Origin of the sequence: Flavobacterium magnesitis (assembly GCF_041729735.1) — a bacterium.
Taxonomy (GTDB): Bacteria; Bacteroidota; Bacteroidia; order Flavobacteriales; family Flavobacteriaceae; genus Flavobacterium; species Flavobacterium magnesitis.
Genome location: NZ_JBCFQK010000008.1, coordinates 83094 through 105674, shown reverse-complemented (window position 1 = coordinate 105674; position 22581 = coordinate 83094). Strand labels below are relative to the sequence as shown.

Below are 22581 nucleotides of genomic sequence, written 5' to 3'. Positions count from 1 at the left end.
AATTAAAACGATGAACAATTCAAAAAAAGGATTTATTCCGGTAATGTTAACCCCATTTAATAATGACGGTAGCATTGATTACAAAACATTAACAGCTCTTACGGAACTTTATTTAAAGTCGGGAGTTACTGGTTTATTTGCCAATTGTTTGTCTAGCGAAATGTTTGAATTATCAGAAGCTGAACGTCTTCAACTAACAAAACACGTTGTGGATGTAGTAGCAGGTCAGGTGCCAATTGTTGCTACAGGAACTTTTGAAGGAACCATTCAGCAACAAGCTGATTTTACCAATAAAATTTACGGAACAGGAATTGATGCAGTGATATTAATTTCGGGATTATTGGCTAAAGAAAACGATTCGGATGCGGTGTTTGTTGATAATGTACATCAGTTATTGAATTTAACACCAGGTGTTCCAACGGGTTTTTACGAATGTCCCGTTCCTTATAAAAGAGTGTTGACGGCTACGCAATTAGAAGATTTTGTGAATACAGGAAGAGTGGTTTACCATAAAGATACCAGCTTAGATATCAATCAGATTAAGGCGAAATTGAGTGTGGTAAAAAATCCTGATTTTGGATTGTATGATGCTTACATGGTACATGCAATCGAATCGTTAAAAGCAGGTTCTGCAGGATTGTCTTGTATCCAAGGGAATTTTTTCCCTGAATTGATTGTTTGGATTTGCGATAATTATAATGATGCTTCTAAAGCGGATGAATTAGCAGCAGTGCAACAATTTTTAGAGTCTAATATGGGAGTTATGCACGATGTGTATCCTATTGTGGCTAAATATGCTTTACAAAAAAGAGGATTGTCTATCTCTAATTTTACACGTAGAGAAGTAGGTAATTTTACTCCAATTGTAAAAAACGCAGTAGATCAACTGCAAAATGAGTACGATATTCTCCAGAGTGAATTATCATTCTAGTTTATATATTTTGGTTAGTGTTAGTGATTATTAACTCGTCTGTTCGATTGTTTTTTAAATGGCCGCTCCTCCCAATTTTGGTCATTGTATAAAAATGTTGAGAGCCTTTTTTGACCATAATTTTGGTTCTGAATACGATTTCCAATGGAAGTTTTTTGGACAGACGGATTAATAATTTTATTCTTTTTTTTTGCCACGAATTCACTAATTTTTTTCTAATCTTTGAGTTTAAGAATTACCACAGATTTTAATTTTCATTTATGAAAATAACTTATTTGAACTTTTAAACACTTTTTAGAAACCAAAAACTTATATGCCTTATATGGTGAAAATTTCTTTGTGAACTTTGCGAAAACCTTTGTGCTCTTTGCGGTTAAAAATTAGCTAAACTTAATTCGACAAATACCTTTTCTTGTATTCCATAGGAGTAATTCCAGCTACTTTTTTAAAATGGCGGTAAAAATTGGATACATTATGAAAACCACATTCAAAGCAAATCATTTCGGTAGGAATTTTGTTTTCAATCAGTAATCGACAAGCATGACTGATGCGAATTTCTATTAAAAAATCATAATAGGTTTTCTTAGTCATCAGCTTAAAATAACGGCAAAAAGAAGTAACACTTAAGTTACTGAAAGCTGCAATTTCCTTTAAAGTAATCTCTTTTTTATAATTCGAAAGTGTATAACTGCATATTTTATTCAGCCGAATCGAATCCGATTCATTGGATTGATAAAACGCATGGGAAGCTGTGATTTCGGTATATTCTTCTGTTTCCGATAGAAATTTCAGGATATTTAATAAAATAATCAGCTTGTCAATATGATTGGCATTGGGCGCTTTTTTCATTTGCTCCATTACTAATTCTTTGGTTTTACCATGAATAATCATCCCTTTTTTTGCCTTTTCAAAAAGCTTCGGAATCTGGAAAGATTCAGGTAAGTGTATGAAATCTTTGCCTAAACAATCCGGTAAAAACTGAATTACAATGGCTTCGACATCTAATTCCTTTTTATTCTGATAATATTCTTCATGACAACGCCAGGTATGAGGCAAGTTTTCACCTAACAAAATAAGCTCTCCTGAGCCGAAATTACTGATGTTGTCGCCAATAAAACGTACCCCTTCGCCTTTGATTACATAATGCAATTCTAGTTCAGGATGGTAGTGCCAAATCTTACCAAAATTAGGTTCTTTGTTGTGTCTCACTTCAAAAGAACTTTGAATGCTGGTAGGAACTTTGTGAAATAAAGGCTTCATAAACAACGCTTTTGGATTAATTACGCTAAATTAGTGTAATTTTTACAATTACAAATGTTTTTATGATAATATCCTATAAATAGATGCAAATAAATAATAAGACTCAAAGTCTAATTTTTAGCATATTTGAAAATACACTAGAACCGTCTAATTAGGTACTGGTGGTAGTTTGAAGAAATAAATAAACCTTAATAGCATATCACAAAACAGTTTGAACAGGAATTCAAATTGGTTTTGTGTTTTATTGCTTATAAATAATTTAAAAAATGAACATCTATTTAGTAGCAAGTGGCGATTTACGTTTGTCAGCAAATCAAGTATGTTGGGAAGCACAAGCCCAAATGGAAAAATTATTATCAGAAACTGTTGCCGAAGCAGGTGGAAAAATCATTAGAGCACATGCCTATGATGAGAAAAAACAACACGGTTTTATTGATAGCCAGAAAATGGGAATGCAGGTTTTTAAAAACATTGACCCAACAGCACCACTAATTGTTGCTGAAAGTGTTTGGCAATATTCGCATCATGTTTTGGCGGGTTTAATTACACATAAAGGACCTATTTTAACAGTGGCTAACTGGAGTGGCGAATGGCCAGGATTAGTGGGGATGTTAAATTTGAATGGTTCTTTAACTAAGGCAGGGGTGGAATACAGCACGCTTTGGAGTATTGATTTTAGCGATGATTTTTTCAAAAGTAATTTGAAAAATTGGTTACAAACCGCTACCGTTAAACCTGATTTCAGTCACGTAAAAGCATTTGATAAATCACTTATCCCTTCGGATGAATTGGCTAAGGGAGTTGCTTTTGCGAAAGCTTTTAGAAATGAAAAAGCCATTATGGGTGTTTTTGACGAAGGTTGTATGGGAATGTTCAATGCCATTGTTCCCGATCATTTGTTGCATCCAACAGGAATTTATAAAGAAAGATTATCTCAATCATCGCTTTACGCAAAAATGCTAACGGTAAAAGATGAAGAAGCAGAAACTGTTTTACAATGGTTGCTGGATAAAGGAATGAAATTCAATTGGGGAACGGATGAAGTGACTGAATTAACTAAAAATCAAACGCTATTGCAATGCAAAATGTATATTGCTGCAGTGCGAATTGCAGCTGAATTTGGTTGTGATACTATCGGAATTCAATACCAACAAGGGTTGAAGGATTTAGTTCCTGCCAGTGATTTGGTCGAAGGTTTATTGAACAATCAAAACAGACCTCCCGTTTTTGACGAAGAAGGAAACGAATTGTTTGCCGGAGAAGCTTTACCACATTTTAATGAAGTGGATGAATGTGCCGGAATTGATGCCTTAGTAACCTATAATTTATGGCGTTCTATGGGATTAAAAGGCGAAAATACACTACATGATTTGCGTTACGGAGAGCATTTTAAAAATGAAAATATTGACGGATTTGTTTGGGTTTTCTTGATCAGTGGAGCGGCACCACCAGAGCATTTTGTAGGTGGTTATGAAGGAACTTCCAGCGAGAGACAACCTGAAATGTATTTTAGATTAGGCGGCGGAAGTGTAAAAGGAGTGAGTAAACCAGGTTCCATTGTTTGGAGTCGTATTTATGTGATGGATGATGCATTGCATTGTGATATGGGAATTGGAGAATGTGTCGATTTACCAAAAGAAGAATTAGACAGAAGATGGAATATGACTACGCCACAATGGCCAATTATGAATGCTATTTTAAAAGGCGTGAGTCGTGACCAAATGATGGGACGTCATAAAGCGAATCACATTCAAGTCGTGTATGCCGAAAACGAAACAGAAGCCAACAAATTGTGTCGAATCAAAGCTGCAGCCTTACAAGAACTGGGAATTCAGGTTCACTTTTGTGGGGATGTAGAATTATAAAAAAATATTAATTTTTATATCGAAAGCATTACTTTCGATATCAATTTAAAAGAAATAGAACAAAAATGAAGAAGTTGAAAGGGATTACATGGAACCATACAAGAGGGCTTTTGCCCATGGTTGCTACTGCTCAGCGTTTTACCGAGCTGAATCCAGATGTAGAAATTAGTTGGGAAAAAAGAAGTTTACAAGAATTTGCAGATGCCTCAATTGAAGATTTAGCGAAACGATTTGATTTATTGGTAATTGATCATCCATGGACAGGTTTTGGTGCACATACTAATACCATTGTTCCTTTGTCAGATCATTTTTCAAGCGAATATATAAAAGATCAGGAAGTCAATACCGTAGGGAAATCATACGAAAGTTATGTTTTTAACAACAAACTTTGGGCTTTGCCTATCGATGCGGCTACGCCAGTGGCGGCAGCTCGTTTGGATATTTTAGAAAGTAAAGGATTAAAAGTGCCTGAAACTTACGAAGATTTATTGGCTTTAGCTAAAAAAGGATTGGTTGCTTTTGCTGGAATTCCAGTAGATTCATTAATGTCTTTTTATTCATTTTGTTGCAGTTTGGGCGAAGCACCATTTCTATCTCAGGAGAAAGTAATTTCAAAAGAAATAGGAATTAAAGCTTTGCAAATGCACCGCGAATTAGCGCAGTTGATGAATCCTGCTAATTTTAACAGAAATCCAATTCAGGTGTACGAAGCAATGGTAAATACAGATGAAATTGCCTATTGCCCATTTGCTTACGGTTATTCTAATTATTCCCGAATGGGTTACAGCAAAAATTTACTTCATTTCTATGACTTAGTAAAGTTGAACAATCAACCGATGATTAGTTCTTTAGGAGGAACAGGATTAGCTGTTTCTGCTTTTAGTCAAAACCTTCCAGAAGCATTGAAATATGCTGAATTTACTGGTTCTTCGCATGTTCAACAGAATATTTTTGCTGATAATGGTGGGCAGCCGGGGCATTTACAAGCTTGGAAAAGCGATAGAATCAACCAAATCACTCATGATTATTTCAAGAATACCTTGCCTGCTTTAGAGCGCGCTTTCTTGCGCCCAAGATATGCTGGACACATGTATTTTCAAGATCATGCCGGCGACTTAGTGCGTGATTATTTGATGAATGGCGGCGATGAGGTAGCAGTTCTTGAAGCTATGGATGCTTTGTATGTAAAATCCTTTAATGCCCAAACAATATGAGGCCTTTAGAAGGCGTAGTGGTTTTAGAGTTTTGCCAATTTTTAGCAGGACCTTCCGCGGGATTAAAACTAGCCGATTTGGGAGCCAGAGTAATCAAAATTGAAAGACCTGTAAAAGGAGAAGCTTGTCGCCAATTGAGTATCAAAGACTTATTTGTAGACGAAAGTAGTTTGTTATTTCATACCATTAATAGAAATAAAGATTCTTTTGCAGCCGATCTTAAAAATCCGGACGATTTAGAATTGGTTAAAAAACTAATTACCAAGGCTGATATTATGACACATAATTTCAGACCAGGTGTAATGGATAAAATTGGTTTGGCTTTCGCCGATGCCATTGCCATCAATCCAAAAATTATTTATGGAGTAGTTTCGGGTTATGGCGAAACAGGACCTTGGTCTAAAAAGCCAGGGCAGGATTTATTAGTACAATCATTATCCGGTTTAACTTGGTTAAGCGGACGAAATAGTCAGGGTCCAGTTCCTTTTGGTTTATCTACAGCTGATATCATGTGTGGCAATCATTTGGTACAAGGACTTTTAGCAGCCTTATTAAAAAGAGCGAAAACTAGTAAAGGAGTTTTGGTTGAGGTTTCTTTAATTGAATCGATTTTAGATGTTCAATTTGAAGCCATTACTTCATACTTGAATGATGGTGGAAAATTGCAGGAAAGAGGTGATGTTGCAGGAAGTGCACATGCTTTTTTAAGTGCGCCTTATGGAGTGTATAAAACTCAAGATGGTTATTTGTCTTTGGCTATGGGTGATTTGATGTATATTGGTCAATTAGTCGGAGTTATTCTGGAAGAGTATGAGGAAAAGCATTTGTGGTTTGCCCGTCGTGATGAAATCAGAACTTTATTAGCAGCGCGAATTATTCAAAAACCAACAAATCATTGGTTGCAATTGTTGCAGCAAAAAGGTGTTTGGTGTGCGAAAGTTCTGAATTATAAGGAATTGGATCAAATTGATTTTGGTATGCCAATGAAACAAACTATCGAAAATTCAGAAAATAAAAAGATAGTTACTACCAGAAGTCCGATTCAGTTAGACGGTCAAATTTTGACCAGTGCTAAAGCAGCACCAAAAGTTGGAGAGCAGAATAAAATAATACAGAAAACTATTTTAAATTAGAAGATGAAACCATTAGAAGATTATTTAATAATAGATTTCAGCCAGTTTCTTTCGGGGCCTTCAGCCAGTTTACGTCTGGCCGATATGGGTGCACGTGTTATTAAAATTGAGAAACCGGGAACAGGTGATATTTGCCGAACCTTATATACTTCGGATTTGATTATGAACGGAGAATCTTCCGTTTTTCATACCATAAATAGAAACAAAGAATCTTTCGCAATTGATTTCAAACAAGCTGAGGAATTAGTAAAACTGAAGAAGTTATTAGCAAAAGCTGATGTGGTAATGCACAATTTCAGACCAGGTGTTATGGAACGCATTGGGTTAAGTTATGAAGAAGTACAAAAGATAAATCCGAATGTGATTTATGCCTCAATAAGTGGTTACGGTTCAAAAAGTCCTTTTAAAGATTTGCCGGGACAGGATTTGTTGTTACAATCGTTAACGGCTTTAACCTGGCTAACAGGAAACGAAGACGATGGACCGGTTCCTATGGGATTGTCTATTGTGGATATGTTAGCGGGAGCGCATTTGGCACAGGGGATTTTGGCGGCTTTGTATCGAAAAGTGACTCAAAATGTGGGCGCTTTGGTTGAAGTAAGTATGCTGGAATCGGCGTTTGATTTTCAGTTTGAAACCATTACTACTTTCTTTAATGATGGTGGCGAATTGCCTGTTAGAACAAAAACTAACAACGCCAATGCTTATTTAGGCGCACCTTACGGAATTTACCAGACTAAAAATGGGTACATGAGTTTGGCTATGGGATCGATTCCTGTTTTAGCAGAATTGTTATCTTGTGCCGATTTGAAGCAATTTCCAGAAAATAAATTTACCTTAAGAGACGATATCAAATCGATTTTGGCAGCACATTTACTAACACAGGATTCAGAATATTGGTTGAATATTTTAGAACCAGCTGATATTTGGTGTGCCAATGTATTGAACTACGAGCAGCTTTTTGCTCAGGAAGGATTTCAGGTTTTAGACTTTGTGCAGCAAGTAGAAATGCTTGATGGCTATAGTTATAAAACAACAAGATGTCCTATTAGAATTGATGGGGAATTGTTTACTTCGGGTAAAGGTTCGCCAAAGTTGGGTCAGGATAACGAACGTATTATTAAGGAGTTTTTAGTTTAAACTGGACAAAAGTCCAGCCTTATAAAATGGGTCGAGCCGATGGCTCTATCACGTAATGTGAGAGTCCGCTGTGTCGTACGAGACATATTGTAGCAACGGATTTTAATCCGTTGAATAATGGAAAAATACATAATAATGGAAAACACAACATTTAGAATCGCGGTTAGAAAATTTGGGCCTTTTGAAAGTGCCATGCAGCAACTTTGGGATGCGTTTTGTTTAAAATACGATATTAGTATTTCGGTCGAAATGGTGCCAATGGAACTGCATGATTTGTACGAACAAACCATCAGCGAAGGCGGTTTGAAAAAAGGAGATTGGGATATTGCCCACATCAATACCGATTGGATTTTTGATGCAGCCCATGCCAATGCAGTTCAGGATTTAACGCCTTTTATTGCTAAAAAAGCTCCGCAAAATTTTCCCGAAGGCTGGCACAATTCCTTATTGCATTTGCAAGAAATCAATGGAGGAATTTATGGTTTGCCTTTTCACGATGGTCCTGAATGTTTGATTTATAGAAAAGATTTATTCGAAGATCCGATAGAAAAACAGAATTTTAAAAAGCAGTTTGGTTACGAATTAGCGCCACCTAAAACCTGGGCAGAATTCGAGCAAATTGCAACTTTTTTTAATCGTCCAAGCGAAAATTTGTACGGCTGCATTTTTGCCAATTATCCTGATGGGCACAATATGGTTTTCGACTTTTGTTTGCATTTATGGACTCGTGGCGGTTCATTATTGAATGCGGAAAACCAAATGGATATCAACACACAAGCCGCCATTGACACCTTAGATTATTACCGTTATATTGTTAAAAACACCGCTGCTGTTCATCCGGGGTCTGCTGATTTTGGTTCGGTCGAAGCAGGTATGGCTTTCGCCAATGGAGAAGCCGCATTGACAATTAACTGGTTTGGTTTTGCTTCAATGTGCGAAGTCATTGCCGAATCCAAAGTAAAAGGGAAAGTAGATGTAACCACCCTGCCTTTTGCTGTTGGTGGAAAAACGGCTTCGCTGAATGTCTATTGGTTATACACCATAGGAGCAGGAAGTAGAAATAAAAAATTAGCCTATGATTTTTTACGATTTGCCACGACTGCCGAAAGCGATAAATTATTGACCAATGAAGGCGGAATAGGCTGTAGAAAATCGACGTGGACGGATGCCGAAATTAACGCCACCATTCCTTATTACCACAAGTTAGAAAGTTTGCACGAAAATGCGTTGACTTTGCCTCAAATTACGGTTTGGCCAGATATTGCCATACTGATAGATCAGATGGTTTTGCAGGCACTAAAAACAAATATTCCATCGGCAGATTTATTAAAAAACACACAAATTGAAATTGAAAAAATACTATAATTATGCAAATTCCATATAAACCCGAATTGCCAAAAACCAACCAACCTATAGTAATTATTGGTGCTAGTGGAATTGTAAAAGATGCGCATTTGCCTGCTTATAAAATGGCAGGATTTGAAGTTTTCGGGATTACAAACAGAACTTTTGCCAAAGCTCAGGCAATGGCTACGGAATTTGGGATTCCTCATGCTTTTGAAACAGTGGCAGATGCAGTGAAAAGTGCTCCTGCAAATGCTGTTTATGACATTACGGTTTTACCAGAACAATATATTGAAATATTAGAACAATTACCCGATGGCGCAGCGGTTTTGATTCAGAAACCAATGGGAAATGATTTGGCTGAAGCCAAAGGAATTCTGGAAGTTTGCGAGCGAAAAAAATTAGTTGGTGCGATTAATTTCCAATTGCGTTTTGCTCCTTTTGTGGCAGCAGCGCGTCATTTAATTAATGAAGGAATCATTGGCGAATTGTATGACATGGAATTCAAAGTGACTGTAAATACGCCTTGGGAATTGTTCCCATTAATCAAAGTACATCCTCGATTAGAGATTTTGTTCCATAGTGTGCATTATGTGGATTGCATTCGTTCGTTTATTGGAGATCCAAAAAGTGTTTTAGCAAAAACCTGGAGACATCCGTTGAAGGATTTATCGTCTTCGCGTTCGACAATTATTTTAGATTATGGCGATACCATGCGTGCGGTTATCAATACGAATCACGACCATCATTTTGGACCAGAACATGAAGAAAGCTACATTAAATGGGAAGGAACTAAAGGAGCCATCAAAGCTAAAATGGGCTTGTTGATGAACTATCCAGCCGGTTTGGAAGATGTTTTTGAATATTCAGTTCAAAATGAAGCTGGAAAATACGAATGGAAAAAAGTACAACTGGAAGGTTCGTGGTTTCCGGAAGCTTTTGTGGGTACGATGGCTAACCTGATGCGCTACAAAGAAGGTTCGGACAGCGAATTGCATGCTAGCGTTGAAAATGTGCTGGGTACTATGAAAGTAGTAGAAGCCTGTTATATTAGCAACAAAAATGGTGGAATTCCACAAATGGATTTATAAAAACGAAAAAAAGTCCTTAGTCCCTAGTCCTTAGTTTTTAAGGATAGACTAATTACTAAGGACTAACAACTAAGGACTAACAAACTAAAAAATATGTATTTCAAATCAACTTTTTTTGAAGAGTACCAATTAAATGAAAAGCGTGTAACACTGGGAAGAACCATTACAGAAACGGATTTTGTAGTGCATGCAGGACATACAGGCGATTTTTTTCCGCATCACATGGATGAAGAATGGTGCAAAACTCAGCCTTTTGGTCAACGTATTGCTCATGGGACAATGGTATTTGCAATTGGAATTGGACTAACAGCATCAGAAATTAATCCGGAAGCTTTTTCAAAAGGTTATGATAGAATGCGTTTTGTAAAACCGGTTCATATAGGCGATACCATTCATTCTGAAATTACGATTTCAGAAAAGGGAGAAGCAAAAAGACCAGAAATGGGAACGGTGACAGAACATGTAGAAATTATTAACCAAAGAGGTGAAGTAGTGATGGTTTGTGACCATTTGTTACTGGTAAAAAAGAAAAACTAACCAACCAATTCATAAACTTATGCAAGTAACCAATCAGCTGGGGGATCAACACGCTGTGCCTACAGAAAAAGGGAAAGGACCAAATTATGTACTGCCCTTTATTTTAATTACGAGTTTGTTTTTCCTTTGGGGAATGGCTCACAACCTGGATTCAATTTTGATTCCGCACCTTAAAAAAGCCTGTCAATTAAATAATAGACAATCGACTTTGATTGATACTTCGGTGTTTTTGGCTTATTTTCTAATGGCCATTCCAGCGGGAATGATTATTAAAAAAGTAGGTTATAAAAACAGTATTATTATTGGACTTTTGGTTTTTGCAACTGGTGCTTTTTTGTTTGTTCCAGCAGCGAATTCACAGGCTTATGAATTGTTTTTAGTTGCCTTATTTATCATTGGTTGTGGATTAACCATCCTTGAAACGAGTGCGAATCCGTATGCTGCTATTTTAGGACCACCAGAATCGGCTTCAAAACGATTGAATTTGGCAGCTTCCTTTAATGGTTTGGCAGCAATGGTAGCTCCAATTGTAGGTTCGCTTTTTATTCTTTCGGGAAAAAGTTTTACTCCAGAGCAAATGGCAGCTATGCCTGAAGCAGAAAAATTATCTTATTTAGCAGAGGAAGCAGCAGCAGTAAAAATGCCTTATATTGTTTTAGGAACTATATTAATATTGGTGGCCATTTTGTTTTATTTCATGCATTTGCCATCTATGAAACCAGAGCATACCGAAGTTGAGGTAAAGCCCGGTTTTTTTTCAGTTTTAAAACACCGTCATTTGAGCTGGGCTGTAGTAGCACAGTTTTTCTACGTAGGAGCACAGGTTTGTGTAACAAGTTTCTTTATTAGAATGGCGGAGCAAGGTGCTAATATGGACGAAAAAACAGCCGCTTACTATTTAGGAGTTTATGGTGCATTGTTTACAGCTGGAAGATTCATTGGAACTTTCTTTTTGAAATATGTAAAAGATTATGTGTTGCTTTCCATTTATGCTGCATTGAGTACTATTCTTTGTGCTGTAGCAATTTACGGAACAGGAATTTATGTAATTTATGCTCTAGGAGCTATCGGGTTCTTTATGTCGATTATGTTCCCAACAATTTTCTCTTTAGGAATAGTTGGTTTAAAAAATAATACTGAAACAGGTTCTTCGTGGTTAGTAATGGCCATCGTGGGAGGAGCGATTTTACCTTATGGAATGGGAACTTTGATTGATATGAATCATGATGATATTCAATCGGGTTATTTGATTCCGTTAGTGTGCTTCCTGATTATTCTTTACTTTGGAATTTTTGGACATAAAGTGAAAAAAGTAGCCTAATTGCTTTTTTTATAAAATATGAAACCCCTCTTTTCTGCTTATGGAAAGAGGGGTTTTTTTAGTTATTTTTTTACAGGCATTGGTGGTGGCGGTGGTATAGTTACATATTTTGTAGTTATAAAATCTATTTTTTTATTTGTTTTAATCCATTTTGAATTCGTTTTAAGTTCATTTAACCATTTGCTTAAGCTATCCAATTGGTCTGGTGATCTATCAAAATTACTAACAAAAACTAATTTTTTAATGGAATTTTTTTCGATATAAGTAACATAATGTGTGCTGTAACAATCTTGTGGATAAATTGTGTCGTATTCTTTAAATGGAATTTTTGATATTAGGCTATTTAATTCTTTTCGTTGTGATTTAGTTATAATTGCTAAATAGTATGTTTCGATTTCATTTAATCGAATGCTATTTTCTGTTTGTTCATAATATTTTCGATCTCTAAGATAAATACTGTCATTGGGTTTTATTTGTATCGAAAAATTAATATGATCTGGATTAATATAATGAGATGATTCAAATGAATATTCAAAATACTTATAAGTGGATTTTTCTTCATATTTATGGCTAGGCTTTTGTTCTTTTTTGGAACAAAAACAAAAAATAGAAGATGATATTAAAAGCAATAATTTTATTTTACTCATATTTTTTCATTTTTTTAATAAGCCGTTTTTATTTCCCACTAATATAATACTATTTCATTAAGAAAGATAACAGCTGTTTTAGTGCTGTGAACTACAGCTTAAAATAACTTAATTACTAATTTTGATTTACAATTAGAAAGTAGCTACTTTTATAAAATTTTAGAGTTAACAATCACCAATCATAAAAACCTAAGATGACACAATTTAGAATTTTTCTGCTTACTTTTTTTATTATTACACAAATTTCCCTTGGTCAGGTGCGAACCGTAAGGGAATTGGATAGCAACTGGAAGTTTCAAAAAGGAGATTTTGAGAATGCTTTTCAATCTAATTTTAATGATTCTAAATGGGAAAAAGTAACAGTTCCGCACGATTGGGCAATCTATGGCCCTTTTGATAAAGAAATAGACAAACAGACTGTTGCTATTGTTCAAAATGGCGAAAAAGTAGCTTCCGAAAAAACAGGAAGAACAGGTGCTTTACCTCATGTTGGTTCGGCTTGGTACAGAAACAAGTTTTCGATTTCGGCTGCCGAGAAAGGAAAGAAAGTAATTCTGCTTTTTGAAGGTGCTATGAGCGAACCACAAATCTATTTAAACGGGAAAAAGGTAGGCGAATGGGCTTATGGCTACAGCTATTTTTATTTTGATGTAACTGATTTTATCAATGCAGGAGAGAATACTTTGGCTGTAAAGCTAACGAACAAGGATTTTGCTTCACGCTGGTATCCGGGTGCTGGTTTGTATAGAAAAGTAAGTCTTATTGTAAAAAACAAGGAAAATATTGATCAATGGGGAACTTCCATTACAACACCATTTATTAGTAAAGAAGTAGCTAAAGTAAATGTAAAAACAAAGGCTACTGGAGAAAATGGTTATTTGATTACGACTGTTTTTGATGCCAATGGACAAAAATTAAGTTCCGATAAAGCAACTACAAAATTCGGAAACGAATTCGATCAAAATATTAAAGTTGATAACCCTAAGTTGTGGAGTCCGGAAAGTCCTTATTTGTATAAAGCCGTTTCGCAATGGTTTGTTGGAGACGAATTAAAAGATGAGGTTACGACTCGTTTTGGAATTCGAGATATAAAATACGAAGCCAATAAAGGATTTAGTTTAAATGGTGAGGTTCGAAAATTTAAAGGAGTTTGTTTGCATCATGATTTAGGACCTTTGGGAACAGCAATAAATGTGGCTGCTTTACGCCGTCAATTGACTATTTTAAAAGACATGGGGTGTAATGCTATTCGAAGCTCTCACAACATGCCGTCATTGGAACAATTAGAATTGTGTGACGAAATGGGCTTTATGTTTTTAGCTGAAAGTTTTGATGAATGGGCAAAGCCAAAAGTGAAAAATGGATACAACCGTTTTTTTGAAGCTTATGCTGAAAAAGACATTGTTAATTTGGTTCACGCTACCAGAAATCATCCTTCTATTGTAATGTGGAGTTCTGGAAATGAAGTTCCGGATCAACACGGTGAAGCGGGAGTAAAACGTGCCAAATGGTTACAGGAAATTTTCCACAGAGAAGATCCTACACGACCTGTAACAGTTGGTATGGATCAGGTAAAAGCCACTATGGAATCTGGTTTTGGAGCCTTGTTAGACATTCCGGGATTGAATTATCGTGTGCATTTGTATGAAGAAGCTTTTAAAAAATTCCCACAAGGATTTATTTTAGGTTCTGAAACGGCATCTACCGTGAGTTCAAGAGGAGTTTATAAATTTCCTGTAGTAAAAGAAAAAAACAAGCAATATCCTGATTTTCAAAGTTCTTCTTATGATTTAGAAGCTTGTAGCTGGTCGAATGTGCCTGATGAAGATTTTGTTTTACAAGATGATAAACCTTGGGTTATAGGAGAATTTGTTTGGACTGGTTTTGATTATTTGGGAGAACCTACGCCTTATGATGAAAGTTGGCCATCTCGTAGTTCTTATTTTGGAATCAGTGATTTGGCAGGTTTGCCTAAAGATAGATTCTATTTGTACAGAAGCCGTTGGAACACCGAAAAAGAAACTTTACATATTTTGCCACACTGGAATTGGGAAGGACGTGAAGGTCAGGTAACACCAGTATTTGTGTATACCAATTATGACAGTGCAGAGCTTTTTGTAAATGGAAAAAGCATGGGAATTCAAAAAAAGAGCAATCCAACACCGCAAAACAGATACCGTTTGATGTGGATGGATGTCAAATACGAACCAGGAACGGTAAAAGTAGTTGCTTTTGATAAAGATGGAAAAGCAGTTGCCGAAGAGGAAATTCATACCGCTGGAAATGGATACCAAATTGTATTGGATGCTGATAGAAAAACCATAAAAGCAGACGGAAAAGATTTGTCTTATGTTACTGTTTCGGTAGTGGATAAAAATGGAGTTCCGTGTCCGACACTTACTAATCAATTGCAATTTAAGGTAAAAGGAAAAGGAAAGTATAAAGCAGCTTGTAATGGTGACGCAACTTCTTTAGAACAATTTCATTTACCAACAATGAAACTGTTTAGTGGAAAGTTAGTAGTTACAGTACAATCCCTTAAAGAAGCTGGAAACATGGAATTAACTGTTACTGGAAAAGGTTTAAAAACCGCAACTTTAAGTATAAGTTCTACTAATTAAGAATTACTATTAAAAACACGAAGCCCTCTTTTCAGAAATGGAAAGAGGGCTTTTTTTATTTATCGAATTTCTAAATGTGTTCTCGAATTTTTGTTATCAAAATAGCCGTTTTCTTTCGATTGTAAATTTTAACATTAAAGTATCGAAAAGAGTGGTATGCTTATTGGACATAAATCAATTAATTTTAAATATATTTGTGGGATAATCGATTACATTCGTCATTAAATTCAAAAAATAACACATAAAAAAAGAAGAATGAAAAATAAATCAAGAAATTTATTGTTTGCTGCTTTTGTTGTCATGCTATCCAGCTGGTCTCAAAATAGTGTAGCTCAAAGTTCAAATTCGAATGCAAACTACGAAGGAATTGAATTTAAAATGGCTATTGTTAAGGAACCTGTAATTCCAAATAACTCAGTAAACATCAAAGATTTTGGCGCTGTAAGTGGTGGTGATGTTTTAAACACAGAAGCCTTTGCTAAAGCTATTGAAGCTGTTTCTAAAAAGGGCGGTGGAAAAGTAATTATTCCTCCCGGAATTTGGTTAACAGGGCCAATTATTCTAAAAAGTAATCTTGAATTGCATGCACAAACAGGTGCATTAATCAAATTTTCACCAGATAAAAGTTTGTATCCATTAGTAGAAACTAGTTTTGAAGGATTAAATACCTGGCGTTGTATTTCTCCGCTTTATGGTAAGAATTTAGAAAACGTTGCTTTTACCGGAAAAGGAGTTTGGGATGGTTCAGGCGAAGTTTGGAGACAAGTTAAAAAAAGCAAACTTACAGAAAGCCAATGGAAAAAATTTGTTGCTTCAGGTGGTGTGCTTAACGAATCAAAAACAAGCTGGTATCCATCAGAAGTTTTTATGAATGCTTCTAAAGGTGCAGATCAAAATGTACGTCCGGATTTAAAAACTAAAGAAGATTTCGAAAAAATTCATGATTTTCTTCGTCCGGTATTGGTAAGTATTCAAAACAGTAAAAGAGTACTATTTGACGGACCGGTGTTCCAAAATTCTCCAGCCTGGAATATTCACCCATTAATGATTGAGGATTTAATTGTTCGTAATGTATCGGTTCGTAATCCTTGGTTTTCTCAAAACGGAGACGGTCTTGATGTAGAATCTTGTAAAAATGTTTTAGTAGAAAATTCTAGTTTTGATGTAGGTGACGATGCCATTTGTATCAAATCAGGAAAAGATCAGGATGGTCGTGATCGCGCTGTGCCTTGCGAAAATATTATTATCAGAAACAATATTGTGTATCACGGTCATGGTGGAGTTACTGTAGGTAGCGAAATGTCTAGCGGTGTTAAAAACATGCACGTTTCTAATTGTACTTTTATGGGGACTGACGTTGGATTGCGTTTTAAAAGTAATCGTGGTCGTGGAGGAGTTGTTGAAAACATCTTTATTTCAGATATTTTCATGACGGATATTCCTTCTCAGGCTATTTCTTTCAATTTGTATTATGGAGGAAAATCGATTGCTGAAACTCTGGAAGAAGGCGGAACTCCAGTGGTAAACAAGAGTGTTCCTGTTGATGAAAAAACACCACAGTTCAAGAATATTTCGATGAAAAACATCACGATTGCAGGAGCAAATCAAGCAGTATTTTTACAAGGTTTACCTGAAATGAATTTGGAAAACATCGAAATTACTAACTTGAAAGCGAAGGCTGATAAAGGTTTTACAATTGTTGATGCCAACGGAATTAAAATTACAAATGCGACTTTAGATATTAAAGACAGTGCGATTTTTGATGTTTATAATGTTAAAAATATGTCTCTTAAAAATGTTGATTTTAATTCAACATCGCCAAAAGCAGTTACTATCAATGGAGCAGCTTCTGAAAAAATCCAATTGACTTCTTCATCCAATACTGATTTATCTAAGAAAACGTTCATTGGAAAATCAGTTCCTAAAGGCGCTGTAAAATTCTAAACATAAAATAAACCAATTAAGATCTCCAGAGTTAGCTAATTCTGGAGATTTTTTTATCCCTGATTTCATTTAGAAAAAGTCACTTTAACTATTCTTAAAAACCTTAAAAATGAAAATAACTTCGGTATTTACAGTCTTGCTTTTTATGGTTTTTTCTTTTGTTTCTAAAGCTCAAAGTAAAGATGCTTTATCGAATAAAAAGAAAGAATGGATTGTTGCATCTTTACTTGAAAACAAAACAGAGCAAACTACAATTTTAGGAAACCCAACAATGGTTCAATCTCCTTACGGAAATGTAGTTGCTTTTAATGGAATTGACGATGCTTTGTTTCTAAAAGAAATGCCACTAAAAGGTTTAGAATCTTTTACTGTCGAGATGATTTTTAAACCCGAAAGCAATGGGGTTTTTGAACAACGCATTTTGCAAATAGGTGAAATTACAGGCGATCGAATGTTGTTAGAAATTCGTGTGGTAGATGACAATTGGTATTTTGATGGTTTTGTGGCTTCCAAAGGAGTAAAATTGGCTTTGGCAACCGAAGAATTATTACATCCTTTAGAAAAATGGTATCATGTGGCTTTTGTGGTTACACCCAATAGTCTGACCACTTTTGTCAATGGAAAACAGGAATTGCATAAGGATTATACTTTTAACCCTATTCAAGAAGGACAAACTTCCATTGGTGTACGAATGAATAAAGTGACTTGGTTTAAAGGAGCTATTTATAAAATACAAATTTCGCCCGAAGCGCTTAAACCAAATCAGTTTTTAAGACTCTAAGCTATAACCAATCCTAAAAATGCTATAAACCATGACCTTTAAAAACCAGAATTATTTAGTGTTATTAATTGTATTTGTGCTATCAAATGCTTTTATAAATGCCCAATCGAATAAGAAAGATGCTGATTTTATTACTACGAAACCATTTGGCGATAGCGAAAGACATTGGTACGGAATTAAAGATCCAAATAATTTAGTAGATCCAGTTCCTAATCAGCAAAAATATCCCGAATCCGATTACACTAAAATTGCCGATAATATGATTCTTTTTCAGCGTGCCAATGGTGGCTGGCCAAAAAATTATGATATGAAGGCGATTCTAACTCCAGAGCAAGTCGAAAAAGTAGCCTCTACCAAAGCTATTTTGCACACTACTTTTGACAATGAAACCTCTTATACTCATGTCTATTATTTAGCTCAGGTTTATACGGCTACTAAAATTGAAAAATACAAAGAAGCCTGCGAAAAAGGAATTCAGTTTATAATTGATGCCCAATATGCAAATGGCGGTTGGCCACAATATTTTCCTTTGGAAAAAAATTACAGCCGATATATTACTTTCAACGATGGAGCTTACATTGGAATTATCAATTTGTTAGACCAAATAGTCAATAACAATCCTAATTTTTCTTTTGTAGATGCAGCATTAAAGTCGAAAGTAACTCAGTCTTATAATAAAGGAATCGATTGTATTTTAAACATGCAAATTAAGGATAATGGCAGATTGACCGCCTGGTGTCAGCAACATGATGAGGTGACTTTAGCTCCTGCCTGGGCTCGAAAATTTGAACCGCCAAGTATTTGTAATGCCGAAAGTGTGGATGTGGTTTTGTTTTTAATGAAAATCAAAAATCCAAACGAAAGAATCATTCAATCGATACAAAGTGCTGTAAAATGGTTTGAAGATTCTAAAATTTACAACACCCGAATTGAATCTTTTGAGATTGACGCATTCGAATCAAAATACAAAACAGTCAAACACGATGTTAGAGCCGTTGTCGATTCGACAGCTGCACCTATCTGGGCACGTTATTATGAATTAGGTACCAACAAACCTTTGTTTTCTGACAGAAACAGTGAATTGTTGTATTCGCTGGCTGAGGTGAGTGTGGAACGTCGTAACGGATATTCTTGGTATACTTATGAACCTAAAAAAGTATTGGATAAATATCGTGATTGGCAACAAAAATATGCGCCATCTAATGATGTTTTAAAGAAATAACGTATTTAATTTTCGAAACATAAAAGACAGTGATTGCTGTCTTTTTTATGTTTTAGTTTATACCCTTTATTGTTTTAAATCAAATAGTGTGTAATTTACACTTTATTGTTATGAAACTAATAAATATTTGGTATTTTTGGTTTTCTAACCTAATCATAAATTAAAAATGACCTTTTCAATTTTAAAATCAAATCTATTTATGAATCTTAAATCATTGTATTGTTTTTTGCTCGTTAGTTTTTTTGCTGTCAATGTACAAGCACAGCATGCTGTTGTAACAAGCCCTGACGGAAAACTGACTGTAAATCTCGCTGTAAATAATGGAACACCAACTTATAGTGTTTCATACAAAGGAAAGTTGTTTTTAGAACCTTCACCTATTGGATTAAAAACCAATATTGGAGATTTTAGCACAGGCTTAGAATTAAAAGAGAAGCAAATCCAAAACAAGATTGATGAAACTTATGAATTGCCAAATATCAAGCAAAGTAAGGTTCATTATATCGCTAATGAAACCGTGTTTTCATTTACAAAAAATAAAGAATCCGTTATTGATATTATTTTTAGAGTGAGTAACAATGATGTGGCTTTTAAGTATAAAGTATATCCGCAAAAATCAACGGTTGCAGCAGTGGTTCAGGAAGAAGCATCTGGGTTTTTATTCCCGGCCGGAACTACTTCGTTTCTTTCGGCACAAAGTAAAGCGATGGTAGGATGGGAGAGAACCATGCCTAGTTATGAAATTCCGTATGTTGTTGATGCACCAGTAGGCGATAATGGAAAAGGGGAGGGTTATACTTTTCCTTGTCTTTTTAAACTTAAAAATAATGGGTGGGTTTTAATTTCAGAAACAGGTGTTGACAGTTATTATTGCGCCAGTAGATTAATTGGTCATGAAAAAGGTCTATACACTATTGGTTTTCCTATGCAAGGCGAAAACAATGGTGTTGGGTCATCAACTCCGGGAATTAGACTTCCTGGCGAAACGCCTTGGCGAACGATTACTGTTGGCGAAAGTTTAGAGCCTATTGTAACTACAACAGTTCCTTTTGATTTAGTAAAACCTCGTTACGAAGCTTCTCAGAAATACCAATACACTAAAGGAACCTGGAGCTGGATTATTGGTATGGAGAAAAGCATGAATTATGAGGAACAACTAAGATATATCGATTTTAGTGCTGATTTAGGCTATCAAACACTTTTAGTTGATGCCCTTTGGGATACTCAGGTTGGGCGTGATAAGGTAGAGGCTTTAGCAAAATATGGTGCTAGTAAAGGTGTTGGTTTGTATTTATGGTATAATTCTAACGGATATTGGAATGATGCGCCTCAAACGCCTAGAGGAAAAATGGATAATAGCATTGTCCGACGTAAAGAAATGGCTTGGATGAAAAGCATTGGTATTAAAGGTATCAAAGTGGACTTTTTTGGAGGGGACAAACAAGAAACCATGAAGTTGTACGAAGATATTTTGTATGATGCTAATGATTACGGAATTATGGTTATTTTTCACGGAACGACTCTGCCACGTGGATGGGAAAGAATGTATCCTAATTATGCTTCCAGTGAAGCAGTACTGGCAAGTGAAAATCTTTTCTTTACTCAGGAAAGCAACAATCTAGAGGCTTTTAGTGCTACTTTGCATACTTTTATTCGAAATACGGTAGGAAGTATGGATTTTGGAGGAAGCGCTTTGAACAAGTTTTACAATGATAAAAACACGCCCAACAAAGGTTCTAAACGACTGACTTCTGATGTTTATGCTTTGGCTACAGCCGTTCTGTTTCAAAGTGGTGTGCAGCATTTTGCATTGGCGCCAAACAATTTAACTGATGCGCCAAAATGGGCAATCGATTTTATGAAAACAGTGCCAACAACATGGGATGAAGTTAAGTTTATTGATGGTTATCCTGGAAAATATGCCATATTAGCCCGTCGTCAAGGAAATAAATGGTACGTAGCTGGAATAAACGCTCAAAAAGAAACCATTAAAATTAAAGTAAAACTCCCTATGATTGCTGGAGGTTCTGAATTGAAACAATTCACCGATGACGCACAATTGAACGGAAAACTAACCACCACAAAACTGAAAAAAAATCAGGAAATAGAAGTAAGTATTCCTTGCAATGGAGCTGTGGTTTTAGTGAATTAATAATTTTTTTGAAAAACAAGTATGAGTCATAAGAAGAATATTTAATTCATCTTATGGCTCTTTTAATATCAGATAAACTTAACGTGATGTTTTCTAATTGTTTAATAAACTTTACATTTGTTATGAATCATGTATAACGCAATATTTTAAAATTATGAAATATAAATTAGGAACACTCTCTGTTATTGTACTGTTTAGTTGTAACACAAAAGCCCAACAACTTTCAAAACCCATCTGGGAGAGCAAAAATCTACCAGTACCGGAATCAGTGCTTTACAGTGTTGCTGACAACAAACTATATGTAAGTCTGATTGATGGTGCAGGGAATGTAAAAGATGGAAAGGGCGGAGTGGCTATTCTTAATACAGATGGCTCGATAAATAATGAGAACTGGATTGAAGGTTTAGATGCACCTAAAGGTCTGGCACGTTTTAAAAACACGCTTTTTGTGGCTGATATCACCGCTGTAGTAAGTATTGATATTCCTAGTGGAAAAATCATTAATAAACTGGAAATTGAAAATGCCGTTTTTTTGAATGATGTAACGGTAGATGATAAAGGAGTGGTTTATGTGTCTGATACTCGTACCAATAAAATACACCGAATAAAAAATGGACAAAGCGAACTGTATTTAGAAAACGTGACCGGTGCCAATGGTTTAAAATGGATCAATAAAAACCTGTATGTTTTAGCCAATACAGAACTTTTAAAAATTGATAAAAATAAAAATAGAAATGTTGTTGCCAAAGGTTTTGAAAAATCAGGTGACGGACTGGAACAACTTAAAAACGGTGATTTTATAGTGAGCTGCTGGGCGGGCTTAATTTATTATGTAAAAGCCAATGGCGAAATCAAGAAATTGCAGGACGTACAGGGCCAAATGAACACCGCCGATTTGGGTTATAATCCAAAAGATAATATGTTGTATATCCCAACATTTAACCACAACAATGTAATTGCCTATCAATTGTTGGTAAACTAAAAACGGATTAATGCTAAATGTTTTGGAGAAACATAAAAATATGCTCTAATTATTTTTTACCGCAGAGAACGCAAAGATTTTAATCTAAGAATGTGCTTCTAAAAGTATAAAGTTCGCAAAGTTAAGACAATACAAAGCTTTGCGAACTTTCGATTTTTATAAAAGCTAAGGGTATAAAACTTAGTGTTCTCTGCGGTAATTTTTTTTCTAACTCCACAGGTTTTTGTGTTGATCCAATAAAAGTACGCTTAGATAGTGCACTTAGAAAACAAAAAAAGGGCTTACATTTCTGTAAACCCTTTCTAAAAAAGCTCCCCCTCTTGGGCTCGAACCAAGGACCCTCTGATTAACAGTCAGATGCTCTAACCAACTGAGCTAAGGAGGAAACTGTATATT

The 22581-nt window shown here is 35.4% G+C and carries 17 protein-coding genes and 1 tRNA gene; 15 read left to right on the top strand and 3 right to left on the bottom strand.

The genetic code is table 11. From position 1 onward, the window contains the following. Positions 1 to 10 precede the first annotated feature (10 nt). Positions 11 to 931 carry a dihydrodipicolinate synthase family protein gene (locus AAGV33_RS07630; protein WP_373391375.1) on the top strand — a complete coding sequence of 307 codons (921 nt, stop codon included), beginning with the start codon at positions 11 to 13 and terminating at the stop codon, positions 929 to 931. Between the two features lie 390 nt (positions 932 to 1321). Here the strand turns inward: AAGV33_RS07630 and AAGV33_RS07625 are convergent, their stop codons facing one another. Then, positions 1322 to 2191 (bottom strand): AraC family transcriptional regulator, encoded by an 870-nt coding sequence (locus AAGV33_RS07625; RefSeq protein ID WP_373391374.1) that lies wholly within the window; start codon positions 2189 to 2191, stop codon positions 1322 to 1324. A 266-nt stretch (positions 2192 to 2457) separates the two neighbouring features. Between AAGV33_RS07625 and AAGV33_RS07620 the strand changes: the two genes are divergently transcribed. From AAGV33_RS07620 to fucP, 8 genes are all read left to right on the top strand, one after another. Continuing rightward, on the top strand, positions 2458 to 4056 hold the full coding sequence (locus AAGV33_RS07620; protein WP_373391373.1) for a hypothetical protein: 1599 nt from the start codon (positions 2458 to 2460) through the stop codon (positions 4054 to 4056). A gap of 65 nt (positions 4057 to 4121) precedes the next feature. Further along, positions 4122 to 5270, top strand: coding sequence for an ABC transporter substrate-binding protein (locus AAGV33_RS07615; RefSeq protein WP_373391372.1), 1149 nt, complete (start codon positions 4122 to 4124; stop codon positions 5268 to 5270). Continuing rightward, a complete protein-coding gene (locus tag AAGV33_RS07610) occupies positions 5267 to 6403 on the top strand; it encodes a CaiB/BaiF CoA transferase family protein (RefSeq protein WP_373391371.1) in 1137 nt (378 codons plus the stop codon). The genes AAGV33_RS07615 and AAGV33_RS07610 overlap by 4 nt, the downstream gene beginning before the upstream one ends. Before the next feature lie 3 nt (positions 6404 to 6406). Next, positions 6407 to 7543: a CaiB/BaiF CoA transferase family protein gene (locus AAGV33_RS07605; protein WP_373391370.1), complete on the top strand. Its 1137-nt coding sequence runs from the start codon at positions 6407 to 6409 to the stop codon at positions 7541 to 7543. A 135-nt stretch (positions 7544 to 7678) separates the two neighbouring features. After that, a complete protein-coding gene (locus AAGV33_RS07600) occupies positions 7679 to 8908 on the top strand; it encodes an extracellular solute-binding protein (protein WP_373391369.1) in 1230 nt (409 codons plus the stop codon). A gap of 2 nt (positions 8909 to 8910) precedes the next feature. Further along, entirely contained in the window at positions 8911 to 9978 is a 1068-nt protein-coding gene (locus tag AAGV33_RS07595; protein WP_373391368.1) for a Gfo/Idh/MocA family protein, read from the top strand. A 93-nt stretch (positions 9979 to 10071) separates the two neighbouring features. Continuing rightward, the gene (locus AAGV33_RS07590; RefSeq protein WP_373391367.1) at positions 10072 to 10515 is read left to right on the top strand and encodes a MaoC/PaaZ C-terminal domain-containing protein; all 444 of its coding nucleotides are present in this window, start codon (positions 10072 to 10074) and stop codon (positions 10513 to 10515) included. 19 nt (positions 10516 to 10534) lie between these two features. Then, positions 10535 to 11836 (top strand): L-fucose:H+ symporter permease, encoded by a 1302-nt coding sequence (gene fucP, locus AAGV33_RS07585; protein WP_373391366.1) that lies wholly within the window; start codon positions 10535 to 10537, stop codon positions 11834 to 11836. A gap of 62 nt (positions 11837 to 11898) precedes the next feature. On the opposite strand, the gene AAGV33_RS07580 is transcribed toward fucP, so the two are convergent. Then, positions 11899 to 12483, bottom strand: coding sequence for a hypothetical protein (locus AAGV33_RS07580; protein WP_373391365.1), 585 nt, complete (start codon positions 12481 to 12483; stop codon positions 11899 to 11901). A gap of 194 nt (positions 12484 to 12677) precedes the next feature. Here AAGV33_RS07580 and AAGV33_RS07575 point away from each other — a divergent pair, with 194 nt between their 5' ends. The 6 genes from AAGV33_RS07575 (at position 12678) to AAGV33_RS07550 (ending at position 22185) form a co-directional block, all read left to right on the top strand. Then, the gene (locus AAGV33_RS07575; protein WP_373391364.1) at positions 12678 to 15104 is read left to right on the top strand and encodes a DUF4982 domain-containing protein; all 2427 of its coding nucleotides are present in this window, start codon (positions 12678 to 12680) and stop codon (positions 15102 to 15104) included. Between the two features lie 255 nt (positions 15105 to 15359). Then, entirely contained in the window at positions 15360 to 17048 is a 1689-nt protein-coding gene (locus tag AAGV33_RS07570) for a glycoside hydrolase family 28 protein (RefSeq protein WP_373391363.1), read from the top strand. A gap of 109 nt (positions 17049 to 17157) precedes the next feature. Beyond that, a complete protein-coding gene (locus AAGV33_RS07565) occupies positions 17158 to 17829 on the top strand; it encodes a LamG-like jellyroll fold domain-containing protein (RefSeq protein WP_373391362.1) in 672 nt (223 codons plus the stop codon). Positions 17830 to 17860: 31 nt separating this feature from the next. After that, positions 17861 to 19051, top strand: coding sequence for a pectate lyase (gene pelA / locus AAGV33_RS07560; RefSeq protein WP_373391361.1), 1191 nt, complete (start codon positions 17861 to 17863; stop codon positions 19049 to 19051). A gap of 199 nt (positions 19052 to 19250) precedes the next feature. Continuing rightward, positions 19251 to 21203: a glycoside hydrolase family 97 protein gene (locus tag AAGV33_RS07555; protein ID WP_373391360.1), complete on the top strand. Its 1953-nt coding sequence runs from the start codon at positions 19251 to 19253 to the stop codon at positions 21201 to 21203. 154 nt (positions 21204 to 21357) lie between these two features. After that, positions 21358 to 22185 carry an SMP-30/gluconolactonase/LRE family protein gene (locus tag AAGV33_RS07550; RefSeq protein ID WP_373391359.1) on the top strand — a complete coding sequence of 276 codons (828 nt, stop codon included), beginning with the start codon at positions 21358 to 21360 and terminating at the stop codon, positions 22183 to 22185. Between the two features lie 311 nt (positions 22186 to 22496). Here AAGV33_RS07550 and AAGV33_RS07545 read toward each other — a convergent pair. After that, positions 22497 to 22570, bottom strand: a tRNA-Asn gene (locus AAGV33_RS07545). Between the last annotated feature and the right edge of the window lie 11 nt (positions 22571 to 22581).